Source organism: Vibrio sp. 10N.222.52.C12 (assembly GCF_041474215.1).
Taxonomy (GTDB): domain Bacteria; phylum Pseudomonadota; class Gammaproteobacteria; order Enterobacterales; family Vibrionaceae; genus Vibrio; species Vibrio crassostreae_C.
In genome coordinates, this window is the sequence record NZ_JBFRTR010000025.1 from 64,858 (window position 1) to 85,293 (window position 20,436).

The 20,436-nt window shown below is 45.2% G+C and carries 19 protein-coding genes; 14 read left to right on the plus strand and 5 right to left on the minus strand.

The features are described 5' to 3' along the window. Window positions 1–4 precede the first annotated feature (4 nt). Genes AB4623_RS05305 through AB4623_RS05325 form a run of 5 tightly spaced genes read left to right on the plus strand, consistent with a single transcriptional unit; the run spans window position 5 to window position 4,250 of the window. Window positions 5–892 carry an alkaline phosphatase family protein gene (locus AB4623_RS05305; protein WP_102442385.1) on the plus strand — a complete coding sequence of 296 codons (888 nt, stop codon included), beginning with the start codon at window positions 5–7 and terminating at the stop codon, window positions 890–892. Further along, a complete protein-coding gene (locus AB4623_RS05310) occupies window positions 889–1,785 on the plus strand; it encodes an ABC transporter permease (RefSeq protein ID WP_372145888.1) in 897 nt (298 codons plus the stop codon). Before AB4623_RS05305 ends, AB4623_RS05310 begins: the two co-directional genes overlap by 4 nt. Continuing rightward, complete coding sequence (locus AB4623_RS05315; protein ID WP_017081317.1) at window positions 1,785–2,570, plus strand: ABC transporter permease; 786 nt, start codon at window positions 1,785–1,787, stop codon at window positions 2,568–2,570. The genes AB4623_RS05310 and AB4623_RS05315 overlap by 1 nt, the downstream gene beginning before the upstream one ends. After that, a complete protein-coding gene (locus tag AB4623_RS05320) occupies window positions 2,570–3,589 on the plus strand; it encodes an ABC transporter ATP-binding protein (RefSeq protein ID WP_017078395.1) in 1,020 nt (339 codons plus the stop codon). The genes AB4623_RS05315 and AB4623_RS05320 overlap by 1 nt, the downstream gene beginning before the upstream one ends. A 1-nt stretch (window position 3,590) precedes the next feature. Beyond that, window positions 3,591–4,250 carry an HAD family phosphatase gene (locus AB4623_RS05325; protein WP_017091954.1) on the plus strand — a complete coding sequence of 220 codons (660 nt, stop codon included), beginning with the start codon at window positions 3,591–3,593 and terminating at the stop codon, window positions 4,248–4,250. Window positions 4,251–4,325: 75 nt separating this feature from the next. Here AB4623_RS05325 and AB4623_RS05330 read toward each other — a convergent pair whose 3' ends face one another. The 3 genes from AB4623_RS05330 to AB4623_RS05340 form a co-directional block, all read right to left on the minus strand. Next, on the minus strand, window positions 4,326–4,991 hold the full coding sequence (locus AB4623_RS05330) for a response regulator (RefSeq protein ID WP_017094156.1): 666 nt from the start codon (window positions 4,989–4,991) through the stop codon (window positions 4,326–4,328). Beyond that, window positions 4,988–6,358, minus strand: coding sequence for an ATP-binding protein (locus AB4623_RS05335; RefSeq protein ID WP_108092646.1), 1,371 nt, complete (start codon window positions 6,356–6,358; stop codon window positions 4,988–4,990). Before AB4623_RS05335 ends, AB4623_RS05330 begins: the two co-directional genes overlap by 4 nt. A 288-nt stretch (window positions 6,359–6,646) precedes the next feature. After that, on the minus strand, window positions 6,647–6,892 hold the full coding sequence (locus AB4623_RS05340; protein WP_010432281.1) for a hypothetical protein: 246 nt from the start codon (window positions 6,890–6,892) through the stop codon (window positions 6,647–6,649). Between the two features lie 309 nt (window positions 6,893–7,201). On the opposite strand from AB4623_RS05340, the gene AB4623_RS05345 reads away from it, so the two are divergent. From AB4623_RS05345 to maiA, 5 genes are all read left to right on the plus strand, one after another. Then, on the plus strand, window positions 7,202–9,250 hold the full coding sequence (locus tag AB4623_RS05345; RefSeq protein ID WP_372145890.1) for a DUF3466 family protein: 2,049 nt from the start codon (window positions 7,202–7,204) through the stop codon (window positions 9,248–9,250). Between the two features lie 452 nt (window positions 9,251–9,702). Further along, the gene (hppD, locus tag AB4623_RS05350; protein ID WP_372145891.1) at window positions 9,703–10,776 is read left to right on the plus strand and encodes a 4-hydroxyphenylpyruvate dioxygenase; all 1,074 of its coding nucleotides are present in this window, start codon (window positions 9,703–9,705) and stop codon (window positions 10,774–10,776) included. Continuing rightward, complete coding sequence (locus AB4623_RS05355; protein ID WP_372145892.1) at window positions 10,769–11,944, plus strand: homogentisate 1,2-dioxygenase; 1,176 nt, start codon at window positions 10,769–10,771, stop codon at window positions 11,942–11,944. Before hppD ends, AB4623_RS05355 begins: the two co-directional genes overlap by 8 nt. A 9-nt stretch (window positions 11,945–11,953) precedes the next feature. Then, window positions 11,954–12,991, plus strand: a complete 1,038-nt coding sequence (locus AB4623_RS05360) for a fumarylacetoacetate hydrolase family protein (protein WP_372145894.1) — start codon at window positions 11,954–11,956, stop codon at window positions 12,989–12,991. A 21-nt stretch (window positions 12,992–13,012) separates the two neighbouring features. Beyond that, on the plus strand, window positions 13,013–13,717 hold the full coding sequence (gene maiA, locus AB4623_RS05365; protein ID WP_372145896.1) for a maleylacetoacetate isomerase: 705 nt from the start codon (window positions 13,013–13,015) through the stop codon (window positions 13,715–13,717). A gap of 211 nt (window positions 13,718–13,928) precedes the next feature. Here the strand turns inward: maiA and AB4623_RS05370 are convergent, their stop codons facing one another. Together AB4623_RS05370 and AB4623_RS05375 are read right to left on the minus strand one after the other, a co-directional pair. Further along, window positions 13,929–14,858, minus strand: a complete 930-nt coding sequence (locus tag AB4623_RS05370; protein ID WP_371724785.1) for a carbamate kinase — start codon at window positions 14,856–14,858, stop codon at window positions 13,929–13,931. A 523-nt stretch (window positions 14,859–15,381) separates the two neighbouring features. Next, window positions 15,382–17,421 carry an acetoacetate--CoA ligase gene (locus AB4623_RS05375; RefSeq protein ID WP_102332319.1) on the minus strand — a complete coding sequence of 680 codons (2,040 nt, stop codon included), beginning with the start codon at window positions 17,419–17,421 and terminating at the stop codon, window positions 15,382–15,384. Between the two features lie 199 nt (window positions 17,422–17,620). Between AB4623_RS05375 and phhA the strand changes: the two genes are divergently transcribed. The 4 genes from phhA to AB4623_RS05395 all read left to right on the plus strand — a co-directional run. Further along, on the plus strand, window positions 17,621–18,415 hold the full coding sequence (gene phhA / locus AB4623_RS05380) for a phenylalanine 4-monooxygenase (protein WP_372145898.1): 795 nt from the start codon (window positions 17,621–17,623) through the stop codon (window positions 18,413–18,415). After that, window positions 18,405–18,743, plus strand: coding sequence for a 4a-hydroxytetrahydrobiopterin dehydratase (locus AB4623_RS05385; RefSeq protein WP_017066731.1), 339 nt, complete (start codon window positions 18,405–18,407; stop codon window positions 18,741–18,743). The genes phhA and AB4623_RS05385 overlap by 11 nt, the downstream gene beginning before the upstream one ends. Window positions 18,744–18,884: 141 nt before the next feature. Next, the gene (locus tag AB4623_RS05390) at window positions 18,885–19,985 is read left to right on the plus strand and encodes a Fic family protein (RefSeq protein ID WP_372145900.1); all 1,101 of its coding nucleotides are present in this window, start codon (window positions 18,885–18,887) and stop codon (window positions 19,983–19,985) included. Window positions 19,986–20,164: 179 nt separating this feature from the next. Further along, window positions 20,165–20,436: hypothetical protein (locus tag AB4623_RS05395; protein ID WP_372145902.1), on the plus strand; the 272-nt coding region annotated here is incomplete at its 3' end.

Sequence of the window (20,436 nt, forward strand, 5' to 3'; positions counted from 1 at the left end):
GACCATGAGCAATAAGGTTATCCTTGTTGTTCTAGATGGACTGAATTATCAGGTAGCCCGTGATTGCATGGGTTACCTGAACGGTCTTCTAGAACTTAGTGACTCGAAAAACAGTAACCACAGCGTTCCTCTGAGCCAACAGGGCACTTCGCAAATCATAAGCACGCAAAAAAACAAGCTGCGCGCCACGCTTTACCCTGTGCAATGTGAATTGCCGTCAATGTCACGCCCACTGTATGAATGCATCTTAACTGGGGTTCGCCCTGTCGAGAGTGGCATCGTCAACAATCAAATCGTGCGTTTGTCGAATCACGAGTCGATCTTTAGCTTGGCGAAATCGCAGGGCAAAGTGACGGCTGCAGCGGCCTATCATTGGGTGAGCGAGTTGTATAACCGAGCGCCATTTGATGCTGTGCGTGACCGTTTTACCAACGATGAGACCATGAACATTCAACATGGCTGTTTCTACCACTGGGATCACTACCCAGATGAAGCCTTGTTCTTGGATGCCGAGCACCTGCGCGTGACTCATCAGCCTGATTTCTTATTGATTCACCCAATGAACATTGACGATATTGGACACAAGCATGGGTTGGATTCTCGCCAGTACCGCAATAGTGCACGTGGCGTGGATATTTACCTGTCGAACTACCTTGAGAAATGGGTAAATGATGGCTATCAGGTGATTATTACCAGTGACCATGGCATGAACAATGACTTGTCTCACGGTGGCATTCTGCCTGAAGAGCGTGAAGTACCATTCTTTGTGATTGGCGATAAGTTCACACACCAAGCATGTTCAGTGAAACAGACCGATATCTGCGGCAGCGTGTGTCAGTTACTCAACCTTGAACACGATAAATCTTACACTCAGGAATTGTTGGCCCTATGAGCAGTTCTGTAATCACGCAGAGCGATGGCTCTGCGCTTAAACCTCAAACCAAATCTTGGTTCAAACGCTTCAAGCCCGCTTTGTGGCTTGCGCCTTTCGCCCTGTTTTTCTATCTGTTCCAACTAGCACCTATGGTTTGGGTGCTGATCAACAGCTTCTTCTATGATGACGATGAGCTCTCTCTCGAAAACTATTCTGAAATATTCGATTCTGCTTTCATGATGCAGGCTTTTGGCAACAGTTTATGGTTGTCGATTTGGTCGAGCATTGTTGGCTTGGCAATCGCGACTCTGTTGGTCTCTTCATTGCGCCGTGTTGATTCTAAAATCCGCGATGCGGTGATTGCTTTCACCAACATGAGCAGTAATTTTTCTGGCGTTCCGTTGTCTTTCGCTTTCATCATCATCCTTGGGACCAACGGTGCGATTACCTTGTTGCTCAAGCAGTATGGATTGCTGGGTGATTTCGACCTTTACGGCAAGTGGGGCTTGCTGGCGATTTACATCTACTTCCAGATCCCATTGGCGGTGTTGTTGCTCTATCCAGCGTTTGATGCTCTGAGTGACGACTGGCAAGCCGCTTCTGCATTGCTTGGCGCGAAAACTTGGCAATACTGGACCAAAATAGCGCTGCCTGTGTTATCTCCGGCTTTGTTCGGCACCTTCATCATCTTGATTGCCAATGCGATTGGCGCCTATGCGAGCGTGTATGCCTTGACCTCGGGCAACTACAACGTGATTACGATTCGAATCGCGAGCTTGGTATCGGGCGACTTGTTCTTAGAACCAAACCTAGCCGCCGCAATTTCTGTGATTCTGATGGCGATGCTGGCCTTCATCACCGTGATTAACCAATGGCTGATCAGCAAAAGCTACGCAGGGAAGAGAAAGTAATGAATACCGTAAATACTCGCTTTCATAAAACGGTTGTCTATTCGATTGTCGGCATCATGGTGATCCCGATCTTAGCGACCTTTATCTACTCGATCTCTTCTCGATGGGGCGCGACGATCCTGCCGGATGGCTTCACGTTAGATTGGTATATCAACCTGCTGACCGATCCTCGCTTCTTACAAGCTTTTGGTCGTTCACTGTTTATCTGTGTGGCAGCACTGTCATTGAGTGTGGTGTTGGTCTTGCCTGCGATTTTCGTGGTGTTTTACTATTTCCCGAAACTCGACAAGGTGATGAATATCCTGATCTTATTGCCATTCGCTGTGCCACCCGTGGTGTCGTCGGTTGGCTTGCTTCAGCTATATGCCGATAGTGAAATTTCCTTGATAGGCACACCGTGGATCTTGATTGGTACTTACTTCACCATCGCGTTGCCATTCATGTATCGCGCGATTGCCAACAGCTTTGAAGCGATTAACCTGCACGATTTGATGGACGCGGCACACCTGCTCGGTGCAAGCACCACCAAGGCGTTCTTGTTGATTATTCTGCCAAACCTTAAGAAAGGCTTAATGGCGTCGCTGTTCTTGTCGTTCTCGTTCCTATTGGGCGAGTTCGTGTTTGCCAATATCTTGGTGGGTACACGTTACGAGACACTGCAAATCTACCTATACAACATGCGTCAAACCAGCGGCCACTTCACGTCAGCCCTTGTGATGACGTACTTCCTGTTTATTTTCTTACTGACTTGGTTGGCAAGTCGTTTCAGCCAGGGAACAAAATAATGAGCTATGTAAATGCAAAAAACCTCACCAAGAGCTTTGGTGACAACACGGTGTTTGAAGATATTGAATTTTCCATCGAGAAGGGCGAATTCATTACTCTGCTTGGCCCAAGTGGCTGTGGTAAATCGACTCTACTGCGCAGCTTGGCTGGCCTGAATCCTGTTGATGGTGGCGAGATCTGGGTCAACGGTGAAGAGATTACTCACCAAGTGCCGCAACAACGTGGCATCGGCATGGTGTTTCAATCTTATGCGCTGTTCCCGAACATGACGGTTGAAGGCAATATTGCGTTTGGCCTCAAGATGAAAAAGCTTGCTGCTGACGAGATTAAACGTGAAGTGGCGAAAGTGATTGGACTGGTGGACTTAACGGGTAAAGAGAAATTCTACCCGCATCAGCTTTCGGGAGGTCAGCGTCAGCGTGTTGCCTTGGCAAGAGCCTTGGTGGTCAAGCCGCGTATTCTATTGCTCGATGAGCCACTTTCGGCGTTGGATGCGAAGATCCGTAAACACCTTCGCCAACAGATTCGAGATATTCAAAAAGAGATGAACCTGACCACGATCTTCGTGACTCACGATCAAGAAGAAGCGATGATCATGTCTGACCGCATCTTCTTGATGAATAAAGGTGAGATCGTACAAGCCGGCACACCCGAAGAGATCTACACTCAACCTGCTAATGAGTTTGTTGCTGGGTTCATGGGGCACTACAATCTGGTGCAAGCGAACAAAGCCAAGCAACTTTTCAATATTGAAACCGAGTGGAAAGTGGCGATTCGACCGGAATCTATCTACGTGAAAGAGCAAGGTCGACAATATGGCGAACATATCTCTGCGCCAAAAACCGGTACCATTCGCAACCACCAGCTCTTGGGTAACGTGATTCGCTACCAAGTGGACGTTGATGAGTGTGAATTAACCGTCGATTTGCTTAACCGTTCTTCTGAACGACTGTTGGCAAACGGCAGCCAACTTGAACTCCTGTTTAACCTTAACGAAATTCAACCTGTGAGAGCCTAAGATGTTCAAACCTTTGTATGTATTTGATATGGATGAAACGCTGATCAATGCCGATGCAGCGATGCTCTGGAATGAGTTCTTGGTTGAAAAGGGCATTGCCACAGCGCCCAACTTTATTGAAGAAGATAAGCGCTTAATGGGCTTGTATTCGGAAGGCAAACTGAACATGGAAGATTACCTCACGTTTTCCATGCAGCCTTTGGCCGATATGCCAACAGAGCAAGTCACCGCATTGGTGGAAGAGTGTGTTGAACAGCATATTTTGCCTAAGCAGTTCAAACAGTCGAAACCTTTGATTGAGCAGCTAGAGAATGATGACATCGACATGTTGATCATCTCAGCCAGCGTCACTTTCCTAGTAGAAGCGGTCGGCCGCAAGATTGGTATCGAGAATGCACTCGGTATTGATTTGATTGAAAACCAAGGCCGTTTTACTTCTCAAATATCAGGCGTACCAAGCTACCGTGAAGGTAAAGTCACCCGTTTAAAAGAGTGGTTAGACAATCAAGAAACTAACTACTCAGACATTCACTTTTATACGGATTCAATCAACGACTTACCTTTGTGTGAACACGCTGATTTTGCTTACCTAGTAAACCCATGCCCGCGTTTGAAAGCACTGGCTGATCAACCGAATTGGTCGATTCTCAACTGGGATTAACGCGAACCTTATATTCGATTTAGGTTCGTTCTAGAACTCATCAAGCCGCTGACTACAGCGGCTTTTTGATTCGTATTATTCTATTTCTAGTTTGTAACCTATCCCGTAAATGGATTTAATGTAGTCACATTTTTCATTTATCGAGACCATTTTTTTGCGTAAGTTTTTAATATGGCTATCGATAGTGCGATCACTGACCACTCTTCTATCGTCGTAGATTTTATCAATCAATTGATCGCGACTATAAATGCGGCCAACATTTTGATAAAGAAGGTGCAAAAGCCGAAACTCAGCTGGCGTTAAACTTAGCTTAATACCACATAGGACGGCGGTCATACTCAATTCATCAATATCAATGGCGTTCGTTGTTGACGTGGCTTGGGGCTTGTTGGAACGGCGCAAAATATTTTTCACCCTCACGACTACTTCTCTCGGGCTGTACGGCTTACATATATAATCATCTGCACCCAATTCAAGCCCAACGAGTCGATCGATCTCTTCGACCTTGGCTGTCGCCATAACCACTGGGATGTCACTGAACGTTCTCAGCTCTCGATAAATATCCAACCCGTCTCTATTGGGTAGCATGAGGTCGAGAATAATGAGTTTAGGCGATGCTTGCTTTACCCAGTCAATGACAAGGTTACCATCGATAATATGATGACTTTCAAGGCCAGAGTGCTCTAAGTACTCACACAGTACACTTGCTAATGCAGGCTCATCTTCGACGACTAAAATCACGATTTTATTTCCTTTGGTAACGCTATGATGATTCGTAGTCCACCCAATTCTGAGTGGTCGGCAGTAATGTGTCCTTGGTGCGCTTCAACGATATTTTTACAGATAGATAATCCAAGTCCAGAACCGCCACTTGAGCGACTACGCGATTTATCAACGCGGTAAAGCCTCTCAAATAAACGTGGAAGTGATGCATCAGGTACACCTGGATCACTGTCTTCAACGTTGATAATAATACTATCACTAATGTCGGTAACATCTATCGATACATACCCATTATCGCCAGTGTATCGCGCGCTATTTTCTAACAGATTCACAAACAGTTGTGTCAGTAATCTCTCATCACACGAGGTAAACAGTGGCGCCGAATGGTCATAGTGCTTTGTTAATGTGATGTTTTTTTGTTCTAAACGGATCGAGTTTTGAACGATCACAGAATCAATCAGTTTATGTATATCAACGTTGTTTTTAACATTGAGGTTAAATCCGATGTCATACAGGGAGAGTTGGTGAAGATCCTCAACGAGTTGACCTAGTGTGATGATTTGTTGATGTAACGAGTCGATGTATTTTGGTTCAGGAGATCGGATACCGTCTTGTAGCGCTTCTAGTTCACTTCTAAGCACGGTGATAGGCGTTCTAAGTTCATGTGAAATATCTGATAACCACTGTTCTCTAAGTGTTTTCTGTTTTCTTAGTGTCTCGACAACACCGTTGAATATTCCGATGAGATCGGACAATTCATCATTGCCGCTTTTTTTAATGTAGAAATCGAGATCGCCATTTTCGATAGATTTGGCACCTTTCGACAAAGCACGCAATGGTTTCAAAAATCGCCTAACAAGAAACAAAGAGATAAGGAATGAAAGCAACACGGTAATCGATGCGATAGTGCTTACATGCGTCGTTTGTTGTTTGAAAAAGCTTTCTGCTAAAGGCCCTGATATTTCATCCATCTGGACGATGGAGATATACCCAATAACTTGATCATCCAGTGTTATTTCGACTAGTGCTTGATGCTGACCATCTTCAAGGTGATGTAGGTTTTCAGGCGGTCCAATTATGGCTCGCCCGTCTTGATCTAAAATGTTGAGTCGTTGCCAAATAGGTTGAAGGCCTGGCGCTTCCGGCTCTCTTAATGGTGGTGGCGATGGGTGTCTGTCACGAGGATGTGGTCGTGAGGGGCCGCTAATGCTACTGGCGATTAAATGTGGTTCACGCTCTAGCCGCCTCCACTTTTCGGAAGGTGAGTAATATTGCTTTAAGTTATTGGCGAGTTCTTGAGCTAGGGCAATCTCATTATTATTTGTGAAATCTTGGAGCCCTCTTTGAAAACTGGAGTTAATAAAATAGGTCAGTACAAAGAGCATGGTCACGCACACCATTAGTATTGAAACAAACAGTTTGGTGAAAATTGATATGCGCACGTTCTCTCCAGAAATTAAAGTGAATTAAGACGATAGAGTGAGTTAAGACAATAAAATGAGATAAACCAATATTAGCCCTCGATCGTGTGGGAAATATGGACATTGATTTCTTTATTCATCTTAGGCCATGTATAAGCACTCTTTTGTTAGAAATGAATAGCGAGCTGACAGGGTGCTATACCCCATCAGCTCGCATTGAATTATCACTATTTTTGGATAACCCTCTAACCATTATTGACGTCTTGGTGGTGGTGGCGGAACTTCCTCTTCCGATAGACCACCGCTTCCATCTGCGTCTAGTTTATCAAAGTCATCGGCGAGTGGACCTCTGAGCTCTTCTAATTGTAACTCGCCATCACCGTTTGCATCCATTTCTTCAAAACTTGGCATTTCTCTTGGACCTTCACGGCTTTCAGCACACGCTTGAAGCGCGAATGTCGATGTCAGTAAAAGTAATGCTGTCGTGATTTTTTTCATAATTTAATTCCTATTCGTAACCAAATATAAGTGTATTTCTTTGACGCAAATAGGTTAGCGATCAAATTAGCAGAGAAAATGGATAAATCTAGGAGATGAAAGTTAGCGTTTAACTTTAATAGGGCATCAGTTCATCAGTTCATCAGCCCATCAAGTCAGGTTGTTTAAACCTCCATTGTTTCTACATAGTTTCCACATTTTCTATTTTTATCCTAGTCCACTATTGAACTCATGAATTTAATGCCTTTAGCAATAAAGGCAGAAAGCTATCGTTGGTATTGAAATGGATTATTTTTTAGGAGCCGTAGAATGAAGGCAATGGTAAAAAAATCAGTCGTTGTCTCTTCTACGTTGTTGGTTGCTTCTTATAGTAACGCTGCGCTTTATAGGGTGGTTTTGGAGGAATCACCAGTAGAAACGGAATCGGTGTATGGGGTCGCAGTTGAACCAGAGCTTGGTACAACGGATTGCTTTAGTACCAGTTGTGGTGACACCGACTACGCATTCGCAGGGGAAGCTCAAAATGCAGAACCAGGTTTTTCCTTTAAAGAGGAGGTCCCCTTTGGTATCGATAACACGTTCTACTATTTGGATTATGACGATATCTATAGCTACTGCACGAGCGAACTTGGCTACGCGACTTGTGAAGCTTGGAGTTCTTTATTGTGGTATGGCGATGATGATGCGGGCATTGGAGGCTTGAAAAATGAGCGTGATGCGTATTACGGGCTGAGCTATCAGACGAATTCCACGGCTTTTTATGACTCTTACTCATTAAGTGAGATCCCCGATGTTGGCAGTAACCCACCTGATGTGAGCAGTTATAGTTATTCCTTTGTTGATGGAACAGAGGAGAAGGTCATCACTAAAGTTGACGAGAATGGTTTTGTTCTTGGTAACACCAGCAGTGGTTACTACAGTTATAACAACCAATATATTCAGTTGTATAGGCAGCGTGGTTACTACGATACAGGCACTGAATTTACGGTTCTCCAACCTGAAGCCGATACCAGCATTACGATCAGCGATGCTGACGGCGAAGCGAATATAATATCCCAAATGGGAAGAACGATGGCTTTTGACTCTTTCAGTTATGGAGGGGAAAGCTATGTGGTCGGAAGCGCGTCCGTTGCGACTTTTTATTACAGTGATGGATACAAAGATTATGACTCTCCGTACACATCCGACAGTGATGCTGAGGATCTAGATAATTGTATCGATGAAGATATTGAGCCTGCTTTATATCCAGAGTGTCAGAACTTTGCTTTTGCTAATCGAGCTTTTGTCTGGAATATAACCGATGCGAATGGTCCCAATGATGATGGAAACCGTTTTGCAGTATCCGATTGGGAAACCAGTTCGACCTATTACTCTTACAACGATGATGAAGCTTCAGCACAAGCGAGTGTGAGGGCTGCAACGATTTCGTCTAGAGGTACATATAGCTCTTATCCTGTTTTAGTTGGTTACAATACGGAACTAGATGATTCAGATAACTTTCTTATGCAGGCTGCTGTGTTTAGGCCAAGCAGTACGTCAAATTTCAGCGTTTCGGAAAATGCTTGGACGACTACATTTATCGCTAATGCGACGGTAGAAGTTAGTGATTCATACATTCACAGTAATTCTGTCGCAACAGACATTAATGAAAACATGATGGTTATTGGTTATGCAAAACGAGATGGTGATTATCCGTCGGATCGTGTGTCTGATAATCGTATGTTCGTCGCTGATGCGAATGACACAACGCCAACAGCCACATTCTTCGCAAGTTTAGGTGAAGACATTTTCTTTGACAGTGCAGAGGGAAAAGCAAGTGAGATCAACAGCTACAATGAAATCGTTGGCTATGTTGACGCCGAAACTCACGCTGAAGTAGACGGACATGAAAGAAGGCATCGCGGCTTCATTTTCCCTTATAACGACACTGGTACCGATGCTGATAGACGTGCAAGATATAATGATCAAGCTTGGTGGTTAGACGACCTAACTAACGGTGGTGACGACAGTGATGCCAACAACCACTTTAGAATATTGGACGCAACCGACATTAATGACGCGGGTGTTATCTCAGGGACGGCAATACAATGTTTTGCGAGTGAAAGTAGCTCCTCTTCTATGGCTTATGATTCAACCGCGCACTTTGCATATTGTAATGATGGAGTAGGTGACGAGAGGGTGGTGGCTGTGAAACTTATCCCGATATCTGGAGCAACAAGTGAAGACATTGCTGAAAGAAGTGATGATAGCGCTGAAGATGTTGAACGTAGTGGTGCCGGTACCGGGTTATTGGTGCTTATCAGTTTAATTTCCGTGCTTTCATTTCGTTTGAAAAAATCTCGTTCTATGATTGCTTGAATTGATGACGTGCTCACAAGAGAAACAACCTCCATTTGACCATCAACCATCAATCATCAATCATTAAAGTAATGGGTTAGAGTTGATGGCTCACCCTATGAGAATACCATTGGGATATGAAGCTTTTTAAAAGAGCATCACCTGTTTTGTGATGCTCTTTTTACGTTCAACATACACTTATCTCTTTCTGCTTTAGCCCATAAAGCTCAAATGTAACAATTCAATAACATCTATTCCTCTGCTGTAAATCAAACCACCACTCTTCAATCCCTTGATAGCACTCACTTTCTTGTTTTAGCGATTCGCGTGTAACAAATATTTTACAAATTGACGGGGTTTCATCGAAATTGCCCATTTTCCTCCACCCATTCCATTATCTCGGCTTGTGGGCCAAATTTAATTAAGGACAAAAAACACGTAATACAAAACCAATAGGTACAAGGAGAAAGTTCATGGTGGATACATACAACCCGCTTGGCACGGATGGATTCGAGTTTGTTGAATACACGGCCGTTGACCACAAGGGAATTGAGCAACTTAAAGCACTGTTTGTGTCACTTGGTTTTGCTGAGGTCGCCAAGCATCGCTCAAAAGAGGCTTGGCTGTATCGACAAGGTGACATCAACTTCATCGTTAATGAACAACCGCACAGCCAAGCGGAAGCGTTCGCTAAAGTGCATGGGCCATCGGTCTGTGGCATGGCTTTTCGTGTCAACGAAGCGACAGCTGCAATGGAACAAGCGTTTAAGGGCGGCGGTGAAGAGTACAAAACAGAAATAGGGCCGATGGAGCTGAGTATTCCTGCCATTTACGGCATCGGTGAAAGCCTGCTCTATTTTGTGGATCGTTATGGCAAGCAGAGCATCTATGACGTCGATTTCCGATTCTATGACGATGCGGAACAGCGCATGGCCGAAGCCAATGTTGGCTTGTATGAAATCGACCATCTCACGCACAACGTGAAACAAGGCAATATGGATGTATGGTCTGGGTTTTATGAGCGCATCGGTAACTTCCGCGAGATTCGCTACTTCGACATTGAAGGCAAGCTGACAGGCCTTGTGAGCAGAGCCATGACCTCGCCATGTGGCAAAATCCGTATCCCTATCAATGAGTCTTCCGACGACAAATCACAAATTGAAGAGTTCATTCGTGAATACAACGGCGAAGGTATCCAACACATCGCACTCGCTACGGATGACATCTACAAAACGGTGAAAACCCTGCGTGATCGCGGCATGGACTTTATGCCAACCCCAGATACCTACTATGAGAAAGTTGACGATCGTGTAAAAGGCCACCGGGAAGATACCGATCTGTTGCGTGACCTACGCGTTCTGATTGATGGTGCGCCGACCAAAGACGGCATCTTGCTGCAAATTTTCACACAGACGGTAATCGGGCCTGTGTTCTTTGAAATCATTCAGCGTAAAGGCAACGAAGGCTTTGGTGAAGGTAACTTCAAGGCGCTGTTTGAATCGATTGAAGAGGACCAGATTCGTCGAGGAGTATTAGACGATGCATAAATGGATCTCGTTTCCTCATCGGGAGGGGGTGTGTTCTAAACAAGCGCATGCCGACTTCCCTGAAGAGGCAATCTATGAGCGAGAGGCGGGTCGAAGTGGTTTCTTCGGCCCTGCCGCTCACTTCCATCACCAACATGCCCCAACAGGTTGGTCGGAGTGGGAAGGTGATTTACGCCCTCGCGCTTTTGATTTTACGCTGGTGGAAAAAGCCAGCCAGATAACCCCTTGGGCGGTGCCTCATCTTTTGCACAACGCTGACTGCAAAATCCGAGTGTGGCGCATGGACGAGAAGATGGATTTCTTGGTGCGTAATTCCGATGGTGATGAGCTGTTGTTTATTCACCAAGGCAGTGCAAATCTCTATTGCGACTATGGTCATTTAGAAGTGAGTGAAGGGGATTACGTGATGATCCCGCGCTCAACCAACTGGCGCTTGGAGCCAAGCGAGCCGATGTTTATCTTGATGATTGAGAACACAGACGCCGCTTACTCATTGCCAGAGAAAGGCATGGTCGGCAATCACGCGGTGTTTGATCCTGCTGTGCTCGACATCCCTTCTATCAATGATCAATTTCGCGCTCAGTATTCAGAAAACCAGACTCAGGTTCAGGTAAAACGTCACGACAAAGTCAGCGTGATCACCTATCCGTTCAATCCATTGGATGCGATTGGCTGGCATGGCGACTTAGCGGTGGTGAAAGTGAATTGGCGCGATATCAGACCGCTGATGTCACATCGCTACCACTTGCCCCCTTCTGCGCACACCACCTTTGTGGGTGCAGGCTTTGTGGTGTGTACCTTTGTGCCGCGTCCGATTGAGAGCGACCCCGGTGCATTGAAAGTGCCTTTCTACCACAACAATGATGATTACGACGAAGTGTTGTTCTATCACGCTGGTGACTTTTTTAGCCGCGACAACATTGAAGCGGGCATGGTGACCTTTCACCCGGCGGGGTTTACGCACGGGCCTCATCCAAAGGCTTTTAAAACGGGTCAGGCGCATAAGAAGAAATTCACCGACGAAGTGGCGGTGATGATTGATACTCGCCACGCGCTGCAGTTCTCTGACGAACTCGATAACGTTGAGAACAAAGAATATGTCTACAGTTGGCAAGACACGGGTTTGCAAGAGACAGGTTCTCAAACCATGGCTGACGATAAGAAGTAAGGGGCAAGGATGAAATTAGCAACCAAGAAAAATGGCACTCGCGACGGTCTATTGATGGTCGTAAGTAAAGATCTTAAACAATGTGTAGCTGCCACCGAAATTTTCCATGCGATGCATCTAGCGCCAACCATGCAGGTAGCATTGGATAACTGGGACAGCGTGGCTTCTCAGTTAGAAGAGTTATACACCTCGTTAAACAACGGGCATGTGACTGGCAGTGAAGTGTTTGCATCTCAGTATTGTGAATCACCTCTGCCACGCGCATATCAATGGGCTGATGGCAGTGCTTATGTAAACCATGTTGAACTGGTGCGTAAGGCGCGTGGTGCTGAAATGCCAGAAAGCTTCTGGGTTGATCCATTAATGTATCAAGGAGGCTCAGATGCGTTTATCGGCCCTCGTGACAATATCGAATTTGCCAGCGACGAGTGGGGCATCGATTTCGAGGGTGAAGTCGCGGTTGTCACCGGAGATGTGCCAATGGGTGCTAGTGCTAAGCAAGCGCACGATTCGATTCGTCTGCTGATGTTGGTGAACGATGTGTCGCTGCGTGGCTTGATTCCAGCAGAGCTCGCCAAGGGCTTTGGTTTCTTCCAGTCTAAGCCCTCTTCAGCGTTTTCCCCGGTTGCCGTTACGCCTGATGAGCTAGGTGAACAGTGGAAAGGCAGTAAGGTGCATTTACCGCTGATATCGACCTACAACGACCAGCCTTTTGGTTGCCCGAATGCGGGCGTCGATATGACTTTCAACTTTGCTGAACTAGTAGTCCATGCTGCGAAGACTCGTCCACTGTCGGCGGGGGCTATTATCGGTTCAGGCACGGTATCGAATAAGCAAGGCACTGACCACGGCACCTCAATTACCGAGGGCGGCGTGGGCTATTCATGCATTGCCGAGGTGCGCATGATTGAGACGATTCGCGATGGCAAACCTTCGACTCAATTCATGTCGTTTGGCGACTCGATTCGCCTAGAGATGTTTGATACGGCGGGTGATTCCATTTTTGGTGCGATTGACCAAAAAGTTAGCCAATATCGAGCGTTATAACCCACATAATAGGGTTTCAGTATGAGCGAGAGCATCTTGAACAATAACATTATACTTTACGGTTACTGGCGCTCATCCGCGGCCTATCGAGTGCGTATTGGATTGAACCTAAAGCAACTCAACTATGAGTCGAAATCGGTCCATTTGGTGCGTAATGGCGGCAAGCAGCATGATCCACAATATCGCGAACTCAATGCCAGTGAATTAGTGCCCGTGCTGGTGGATGGTGAAGTTCAACTCAATCAGTCGTTGGTTATTCTTCAATATCTAGATGAACACTATATGTGTGAGAACAGCCCAGACACCTCGCTCATTCCAGAGCAAGTGCCGCTGCGTTATCAAGCGTTGGCAATGGCTCAGGATATTGCGATGGAAATCCATCCTCTCAATAACCTACGCGTGTTGCAGTATTTGGAGCGAGAATTGTCGTGCGAGCAAGAGGCGAAAATGGCTTGGCTTCATCACTGGATGAGCCAAGGTTTCCGTGCACTAGAAGAGAAGCTTTCTAAGCATCGTCAAACATACGCTGATTCAGTTTATAGCCTCACCGATTCACCATGCATTGTCGATATTTGCTTGGTGCCACAGGTGTATAATGCGCTGCGCTTTGGCGTTGATATGTCGCCTTATCCGCTGATTAACTCAATTGTCGAAGCGTGCAATCAGTTACCTGCTTTTATTGAGGCGATGCCAGAGAATCAAGCGGATGCGAATGAGTCCATGTAGATTCACTGATGTAAACGCAAATACTTTTCCCTTACGCTACCAAAACCGCTTCTTGAAAGAAGCGGTTTCCAACATTAAATATATTAAATACAGTTAGTGTGTGAATATTTATCTCGTTTAGAACTAATATGGATTTAATAAAAAGCCTTGTTATTAATTAAAAGGCTTTACCCCAAGGTTTTATATTAGTGGTGATTATCATTCGATAATATTAATAATAAAAAATACCTTCACCTTTAGTAATCAGAGTACCAGCTTCATTGGTAATTATTTTATCTAAATCAAATAATGAACCAATCGCCGCATTACCCAATCCAGCTTCAACGAACTTACAAACGGCATCAATTTTTGGCCCCATAGAACCAGCAGGGAATGAAAATTCTGCTAAACCAGCAGGCGTTGCTTGCTTCATTTCTGCTTGGTCTTCTTTACCATAGTTACGGAAAATCGAACCATCGGTTAAGATAATAAATAAGTCGGCATGGATTTTTTCAGCCAGTAATTCAGCCGTAAGGTCTTTGTCAATTACGCACTCTACGCCAGTACTCTTACCATGCTCAATACTCACGGGAACACCACCGCCGCCACAAGCGATAACAAGGTTTTCTGTATCTAGAAGAGTTTCAATTTGCTGAATTTCAACAATGCTTTTTGGCATAGGAGAAGGCACAACGCGACGGTAATACTCGCCATCAGCTTTAAACTGCATTGTGCTTTGAGCCATTAACTCTTTAGCTCGTTGCTCTGTATATACAGGGCCAACAAATTTAGTTGGGTTAGCAAACGCAGGGTCTTTTTTGCATACTTCAGTTTGCGTGACTAGCGTCGCTACGTCTAATTCAGGGTCAATGTTTCTTAGTTCTTGCTGTAACATATAGCCCACCATGCCACAGGTTTGAGAGCCGAGTACATCCATTGGATACGGGGTCGTCTCAGGCGAATATTCGTTATAAGCCGCGTTTTGTTCCATCAACAAACCTACTTGTGGGCCATTACCATGAACGATAACAATCTCATGCTCGCGTGCGATCGCGGCAATACTCGCCGCTGATTTGATTATATTTTCACGTTGGTTTTCAGCCGTTAATGCTTGGCCTCTTGCTAAAAGAGCGTTACCGCCTAAAGCTAATACTATGCGCATGATAATGTCTCCGATCATTTAATAATGATTTTATTTTACGTAGGGATTAACCGCTTGTTTCTAATTAAATTCAAGCTTATTAATAACAGTGACTAAGTTTTTAATCACTCTTAAGTAATTAACATACCGAGATAGTATGGGAAAATAATCGTCCTAAATGTGATAGTTATCAAATTATTATTTCACTAGAAATGGAGCTGTGGAAATAGGAGTTATTGCAATTCGATTAAATATCCATAAGCTTGGATACAATCTAGCGGTGGAGGCTTTTTTGGTATGAATGATTCGTCTTTAGTGAATATTATCTCTGGCTATAAAATGATTAATTTTCTATTTTTGTTTTAAATATGATGAGCAGATCGCATTAAGAGCTTTAGAAAAGGCACGAAGCCAAACTGATGAGAGGGTTCATGAGCTTTAATAGTGGCTTCGATTCGGTTTTCAATCGGCTGCCTTTACTCTAGGTGTTATCTGACAGCCAAATGAAAATCGGAGATAGTTAGCCACTTTCTAAGGCTCAACACTAAAGCGAAACAACACTCTTTATCTCTTCCAAAACCTCGGCGTTAGCGATAGCCCCGAGGTTTTCTACATTTTTGCCATTGATCACCTGTTTCACAGCCAACTCCACCAGTTTGCCAGATCGTGTTTTTGGCACATCGCTGATCGCAAATATCTGGCTTGGCACGTGTCTTGGCGAACAAGAGGATTTGAGTTTGCTTTTGATGGCTGTCAGTAACTTTTCATCTAAACTCACACCTTGCTGCAGCTGAACAAACAGCCATACCTGTTCATTGCGGTCGATGTTTTTACCGACTGCTATCGAATCGATGATGCCGTCAATGGTGTTCACTTGCTGATAGATTTCGGCCGTACCAATTCGCACGCCACCGGGGTTGAGTGTGGTGTCGCCTCGCCCGTAGAACAGGTAGCCGCCATGTTCGCTCTGTGCGACTTCATCACCGTGATGCCACACATTGTCGAACCTATCCCAATAGGTGCTGTGATAGCGCTCTCCGGTGTCATTCCAAAAGCCAGCGGGGAAGTTGGGTAGGGAGTTGGTGCATACTAATTCGCCACGTTCGTGATCGACCTTTTGACCAGACGAATTGAACACCTTGATGTCGACGCCGAGCCCGGCCTGTTGGCACTCACCGCGATACACAGGCGAGATTGGGTTACCCAAAACAAAGCAGCCACAAATATCCGTGCCGCCAGAAATCGACGCTAAATGCAGGTCTTGCTTGATGTGCTTGTAAACGTAATCGAACTGCTCTGGGTAAAGCACAGAACCCGTCGAGCACAGTGTTCTTAATTGAGGCAGAGAGTGGCTGTCGATTGGTGAGAGTTCGGCTTTCTCAATCGCTTCTATGTACTTGGCTGAGGTGCCAAATGTCGATACGTCAGCACGCTGCGCTAAATCCCATAGAACGTTAGGTTGCGGGTAAACCGGGCTACCATCAAAGATAACCAAACAAGCACCGCTGGCGAGCGCAGATACGTGCCAGTTCCACATCATCCAACCACAAGTGGTGTAGTAGAACACGCGATCTCTTGGTTTAATATCGCAATGAAGCTGATGCTCTTTTAGGTGGTTGATGGTAGTGCCACCGACAGAATGCACTATACATTTGGGTTTGCCTGTGGTGCCGGAAGAGTAGAGTACAAACAACGGTTCATTGAAGCCGACACGAGTAAATCGAAGAGGTTTTGTCTGATAGTGATTAATGATGCTGTGCCAGCTTAGAATCGACACATCATGTTCAACTTTTTTCTTCTCTAAATCGCTCTTCTCTAAGTCATTACTCGGTTTCAAATAACCGATCTCACACACCTGTTTTAATTCGTTTAAGTGTTCGATGATTTCACGGTTCTTGCCCGCCATATCGAACGTTTTGCCATTGAAGGTGTAACCGTCACAGGTGAACAGCACCTTAGGTTTCACCTGTCCGAATCGCTCAATCACACTCTCTACTCCAAAATCAGGCGAGGTCGATGTCCAAATCGCGCCCAAGCTGGTGGCGGCTAGCATGGCTATCACGGTTTGTGGCAGGTAGGGAGTATACGCAGCAACTATATCACCTTGTTTCACTCCGCTATCGACAAGCCATTGCTGAACACTAGAGACAGCTTCACACAGGGTTTCCCATGTATAACTCTGTTGTTCGCCACGTTCATTCTCAAACCAAATCGCAAGCTCATCAGGCATGGTGTGTGCCAAACGCAGCAAGTTCTCGGCGTAGTTTACTTGTGCATTGGGAAACCAAACCGCATCACGGTTCGATTTAGGCTGCTGCCAGCGGCTCCCACCTTGAGCTTTGATGGTCTCGCTTTCTGCCTTGTTAATAGAGTCTTGTGAGCCGACTACTCCACAAAACTGCCATACGTTTTGCCAAAATGATTCCGGATGTTCCACAGACCATTGATGGAGTTCGGTGTAGCTTTTTACGTCCCTATCTAGGTTTAACCCAGACTGTTCAAGGCTATCGATAAATCGGGTTAAGTTGGCATCGGCGATACGCTGCTCGCTTGGCTGCCAAATGGGCTTATTGCTTTCGTGCATTCCTTTACCTTTAACAAAAAGTTAACGTTTTCAGTCTGGTATTTAGGTTTTACAAAGTCAAAAGTTCAGCAAAATAAGTGTCTGGCGGAATTGTGTAAATAAAATGTTACACGATCGCTTGTTTCGAAAAATCGCGCAAATTGGCGCTTATAAGGAGTGGAGATAGGCTTAAAGTGAGACATTCGAAAGGAGGTGTGTAATGACTCAATATCATTCTAAGCCCGTGAGCCAAGAGGGATGGGTTGAGTGGAGCCTCGAAGAAGATGCCATTTGGCACGACTTGGTGAAAAGGCAACTGGACGTCATTAGTGACCGCGCATGCGATGCTTATTTGCACGGTTTGACCTTGCTGGATCTACCATTAGACAGAGTTCCCCAGCTGCCAGAGATAAATAAAGTGCTAATGGAAACAACCGGTTGGCAAGTTCAGCCTGTGCCTGCATTGATCGATTTCGACCGATTCTTTGATTTGCTCGCCAATAAGAAATTCCCAGTTGCGACATTTCTGAGAACGCGAGACGAGTTCGATTACTTACAAGAACCTGATTTCTTTCATGAAATTTTCGGCCACTGTGCCATGCTCACCAATGCCGATTTCGCGGCTTTTACTGAGCACTATGGAAAATTAGGCCAAGCCGCAACATCTAAACAGCGCGCTTATCTGGCCCGTTTGTATTGGTTTACGGTTGAGTTCGGTTTAGTAAAAGAGGGACAAAAACTGAAAATTTATGGCGGTGGTATTCTCTCGTCTCCGGCGGAAACCATGTATGCATTGGGTGGTGATTTGGCAGTTCGAGAGCGGTTCGATCTGCAAACGGTGTTAAGAACTCCTTATCGTATCGACATCATGCAGCCGAAATATTACGTGATCGACGAGCTATCTGAGCTCTTTAAAATCAGTCAGGAAAACCTATTACAGCAAGCTGATCTCGCCATCGATGCGGGGTTACTACCACCACTTTTTGAACCCAAGGAACCAACACATGTTGAATGAACAAAAATGCGAAGCCTGCAGTATCGACGCGATTGCCCTAAGTGAAGATGAACAACAATCTTTACTGTTGGAGTTGTCAGACTGGCAGATCATCGAAAGAGACGGCATCCCGCAGCTTGAGAAAGTGTTTAAGTTTAAGAACTACAAACAAGCGTGGGCATTCAGCAACAAAGTGTCAGAATTGGCAGAAGAAGAGTTCCATCATCCTTCGATCTTATTGGAGTGGGGCAAAGTCACCGTCACTTGGTGGAGCCACTCAATCAAAGGCCTGCACAAGAATGATTTCATCTGCGCCTCACGCTGCGATGTGTTCGCGGTGAGTGAATAGTTTTGTAGGTTAGAAGTTACTCTTGCAACCTCTGTGATGCGATTAACTCATTATTCGGCTCATAATGTGAGTTGAATAATTGCCTTAAACAGCTCATAGTATGAGTTGAATAAGTGATACTTTCGCATCATGGGGCGTAATATGTGGATTTGGCAGCAAGATAATTGGCCAAACTTTGTTTGGGATAATCAGAAAATAGGCGTGAGGTTAAGAGAAGTACGGCTTAATCAGGGCATTCTATTGGGCAAGATTACCTCACAGTCGGCAGATCAATCCCAAACCATGCTCGACACCTTATTAGCGAACATAGTCCATTCCAGTGCGATTGAGGGAGAAAAGCTTAATGCTTTCTCGGTCCGGTCTTCTTTAGCCAATAAACTCGGTGTCAGTGAAGATCGACCTTTTCCAACGACAGAACAAACCGATGGCCTAGCTGAAATTATGTTGGATGCGGTGCAGAACCTAACAGAGCCACTAGCGCTTGATAGGATCTTACATTGGCACGATAGACTGTTTCCTCAAGGCTACACCATGTTTAACCCTGTAGTCGGAGGTCAGCTAAGAGGCGACACTCCCATGCAAGTGGTATCGGGAAGAATTGACCGTCCGACCGTACATTTTGAAGCGCCTAGCCGAGACATTCTTGATGCTGAGCTAGATACATTTATCAAATGGTTTAATGATTCACTTACCGATGAATCACTCGATCCGTTACTGAGAGCTGCGATAACCCACCTTTGGTTTATCACTTTACACCCGTTAGATGATGGTAATGGCCGTCTTACTCGATTGTTGACCGACTTGGCGTTAGCACAGGCCGAGCAGCAGTCGGTACGCTTCTATGCGATGTCGGTGGGGATTCTCGCTAACCGCAAGCATTACTACGAGATATTGGAGCGAACCCAGAAAGGGGGACTCGATATTAGCGAATGGTTGATGTGGTTCTTAGATACGTTAGACGAGACGTTTACAGGGGTTTTCGCTGAGGTCGACCAAACTGTATATAAGACCAACTATTGGCGCAGCATCGACCAAACCAAGCTTACAGCAGAGCAAGTAAAAGTGCTGAATAGGATGCTCGATGGTGATTTTTCAGAAGGTATCAATGCCAGCCAATATCAGAAAGTAGCAAAGGTGAGTAGTGCCACAGCAACACGTCATTTGAACGCTTTGATTGAGCATGGCTGCTTAGTTAAATCTGGTTCTGGCGGACGAAGCACCCGCTATCTGTTGCCGAAGTAGGGTCTATGCCTTTGATGTATCTCAGGGTAAGTTTGACCTAGCTATTAGCGACCACATCCCCCTGCTCTGCTTTCAATTTAGAGTATCAAAAACTCATAAATCTCAAAAGAATAATGTTATGCAACTGCAGTTCTATATTGGTATTATGATACTTTGATAAGCGTGATGAATCGAGTTAAATGATGCAGTTAGATGAGTATATTAAAGAGACGTTAGTACAGATAGTAAAAGGCGTGAATGATGCTGCTCAAGAGGTTTCTTCGTTAGGTGGCACTGTTAATCCTCATGCAACGTTTATTGATGTTGGTTTTGATGTACACCCTGAAAAGCCACCAAAGCAAACTATTAAATTTGATATAGCAATCCAAGTAAAAGAAAGCACTGATGTTGATGCTAGCGCAAAAGCCAAATTATCAGTTTTCTCTATCGGAGGGGCGTTGTTGATCAAATC

What these genes read in the sequence shown, in the direction of transcription:
- AB4623_RS05305 (WP_102442385.1), top strand. Translation starts at nt 5, where the DNA reads ATGAGCAATAAGGTTATCCTTGTTGTTCTAGATGGACTGAATTATCAG.
- AB4623_RS05310 (WP_372145888.1), top strand. Translation starts at nt 889, where the DNA reads ATGAGCAGTTCTGTAATCACGCAGAGCGATGGCTCTGCGCTTAAACCT.
- AB4623_RS05315 (WP_017081317.1), top strand. Translation starts at nt 1,785, where the DNA reads ATGAATACCGTAAATACTCGCTTTCATAAAACGGTTGTCTATTCGATT.
- AB4623_RS05320 (WP_017078395.1), top strand. Translation starts at nt 2,570, where the DNA reads ATGAGCTATGTAAATGCAAAAAACCTCACCAAGAGCTTTGGTGACAAC.
- AB4623_RS05325 (WP_017091954.1), top strand. Translation starts at nt 3,591, where the DNA reads ATGTTCAAACCTTTGTATGTATTTGATATGGATGAAACGCTGATCAAT.
- AB4623_RS05335 (WP_108092646.1), bottom strand. Translation starts at nt 6,358, where the DNA reads ATGCTCTTTGTACTGACCTATTTTATTAACTCCAGTTTTCAAAGAGGG.
- AB4623_RS05340 (WP_010432281.1), bottom strand. Translation starts at nt 6,892, where the DNA reads ATGAAAAAAATCACGACAGCATTACTTTTACTGACATCGACATTCGCG.
- AB4623_RS05345 (WP_372145890.1), top strand. Translation starts at nt 7,202, where the DNA reads ATGAAGGCAATGGTAAAAAAATCAGTCGTTGTCTCTTCTACGTTGTTG.
- hppD (WP_372145891.1), top strand. Translation starts at nt 9,703, where the DNA reads ATGGTGGATACATACAACCCGCTTGGCACGGATGGATTCGAGTTTGTT.
- AB4623_RS05355 (WP_372145892.1), top strand. Translation starts at nt 10,769, where the DNA reads ATGCATAAATGGATCTCGTTTCCTCATCGGGAGGGGGTGTGTTCTAAA.
- AB4623_RS05360 (WP_372145894.1), top strand. Translation starts at nt 11,954, where the DNA reads ATGAAATTAGCAACCAAGAAAAATGGCACTCGCGACGGTCTATTGATG.
- maiA (WP_372145896.1), top strand. Translation starts at nt 13,013, where the DNA reads ATGAGCGAGAGCATCTTGAACAATAACATTATACTTTACGGTTACTGG.
- AB4623_RS05370 (WP_371724785.1), bottom strand. Translation starts at nt 14,858, where the DNA reads ATGCGCATAGTATTAGCTTTAGGCGGTAACGCTCTTTTAGCAAGAGGC.
- AB4623_RS05375 (WP_102332319.1), bottom strand. Translation starts at nt 17,421, where the DNA reads ATGCACGAAAGCAATAAGCCCATTTGGCAGCCAAGCGAGCAGCGTATC.
- phhA (WP_372145898.1), top strand. Translation starts at nt 17,621, where the DNA reads ATGACTCAATATCATTCTAAGCCCGTGAGCCAAGAGGGATGGGTTGAG.
- AB4623_RS05385 (WP_017066731.1), top strand. Translation starts at nt 18,405, where the DNA reads ATGTTGAATGAACAAAAATGCGAAGCCTGCAGTATCGACGCGATTGCC.
- AB4623_RS05390 (WP_372145900.1), top strand. Translation starts at nt 18,885, where the DNA reads ATGTGGATTTGGCAGCAAGATAATTGGCCAAACTTTGTTTGGGATAAT.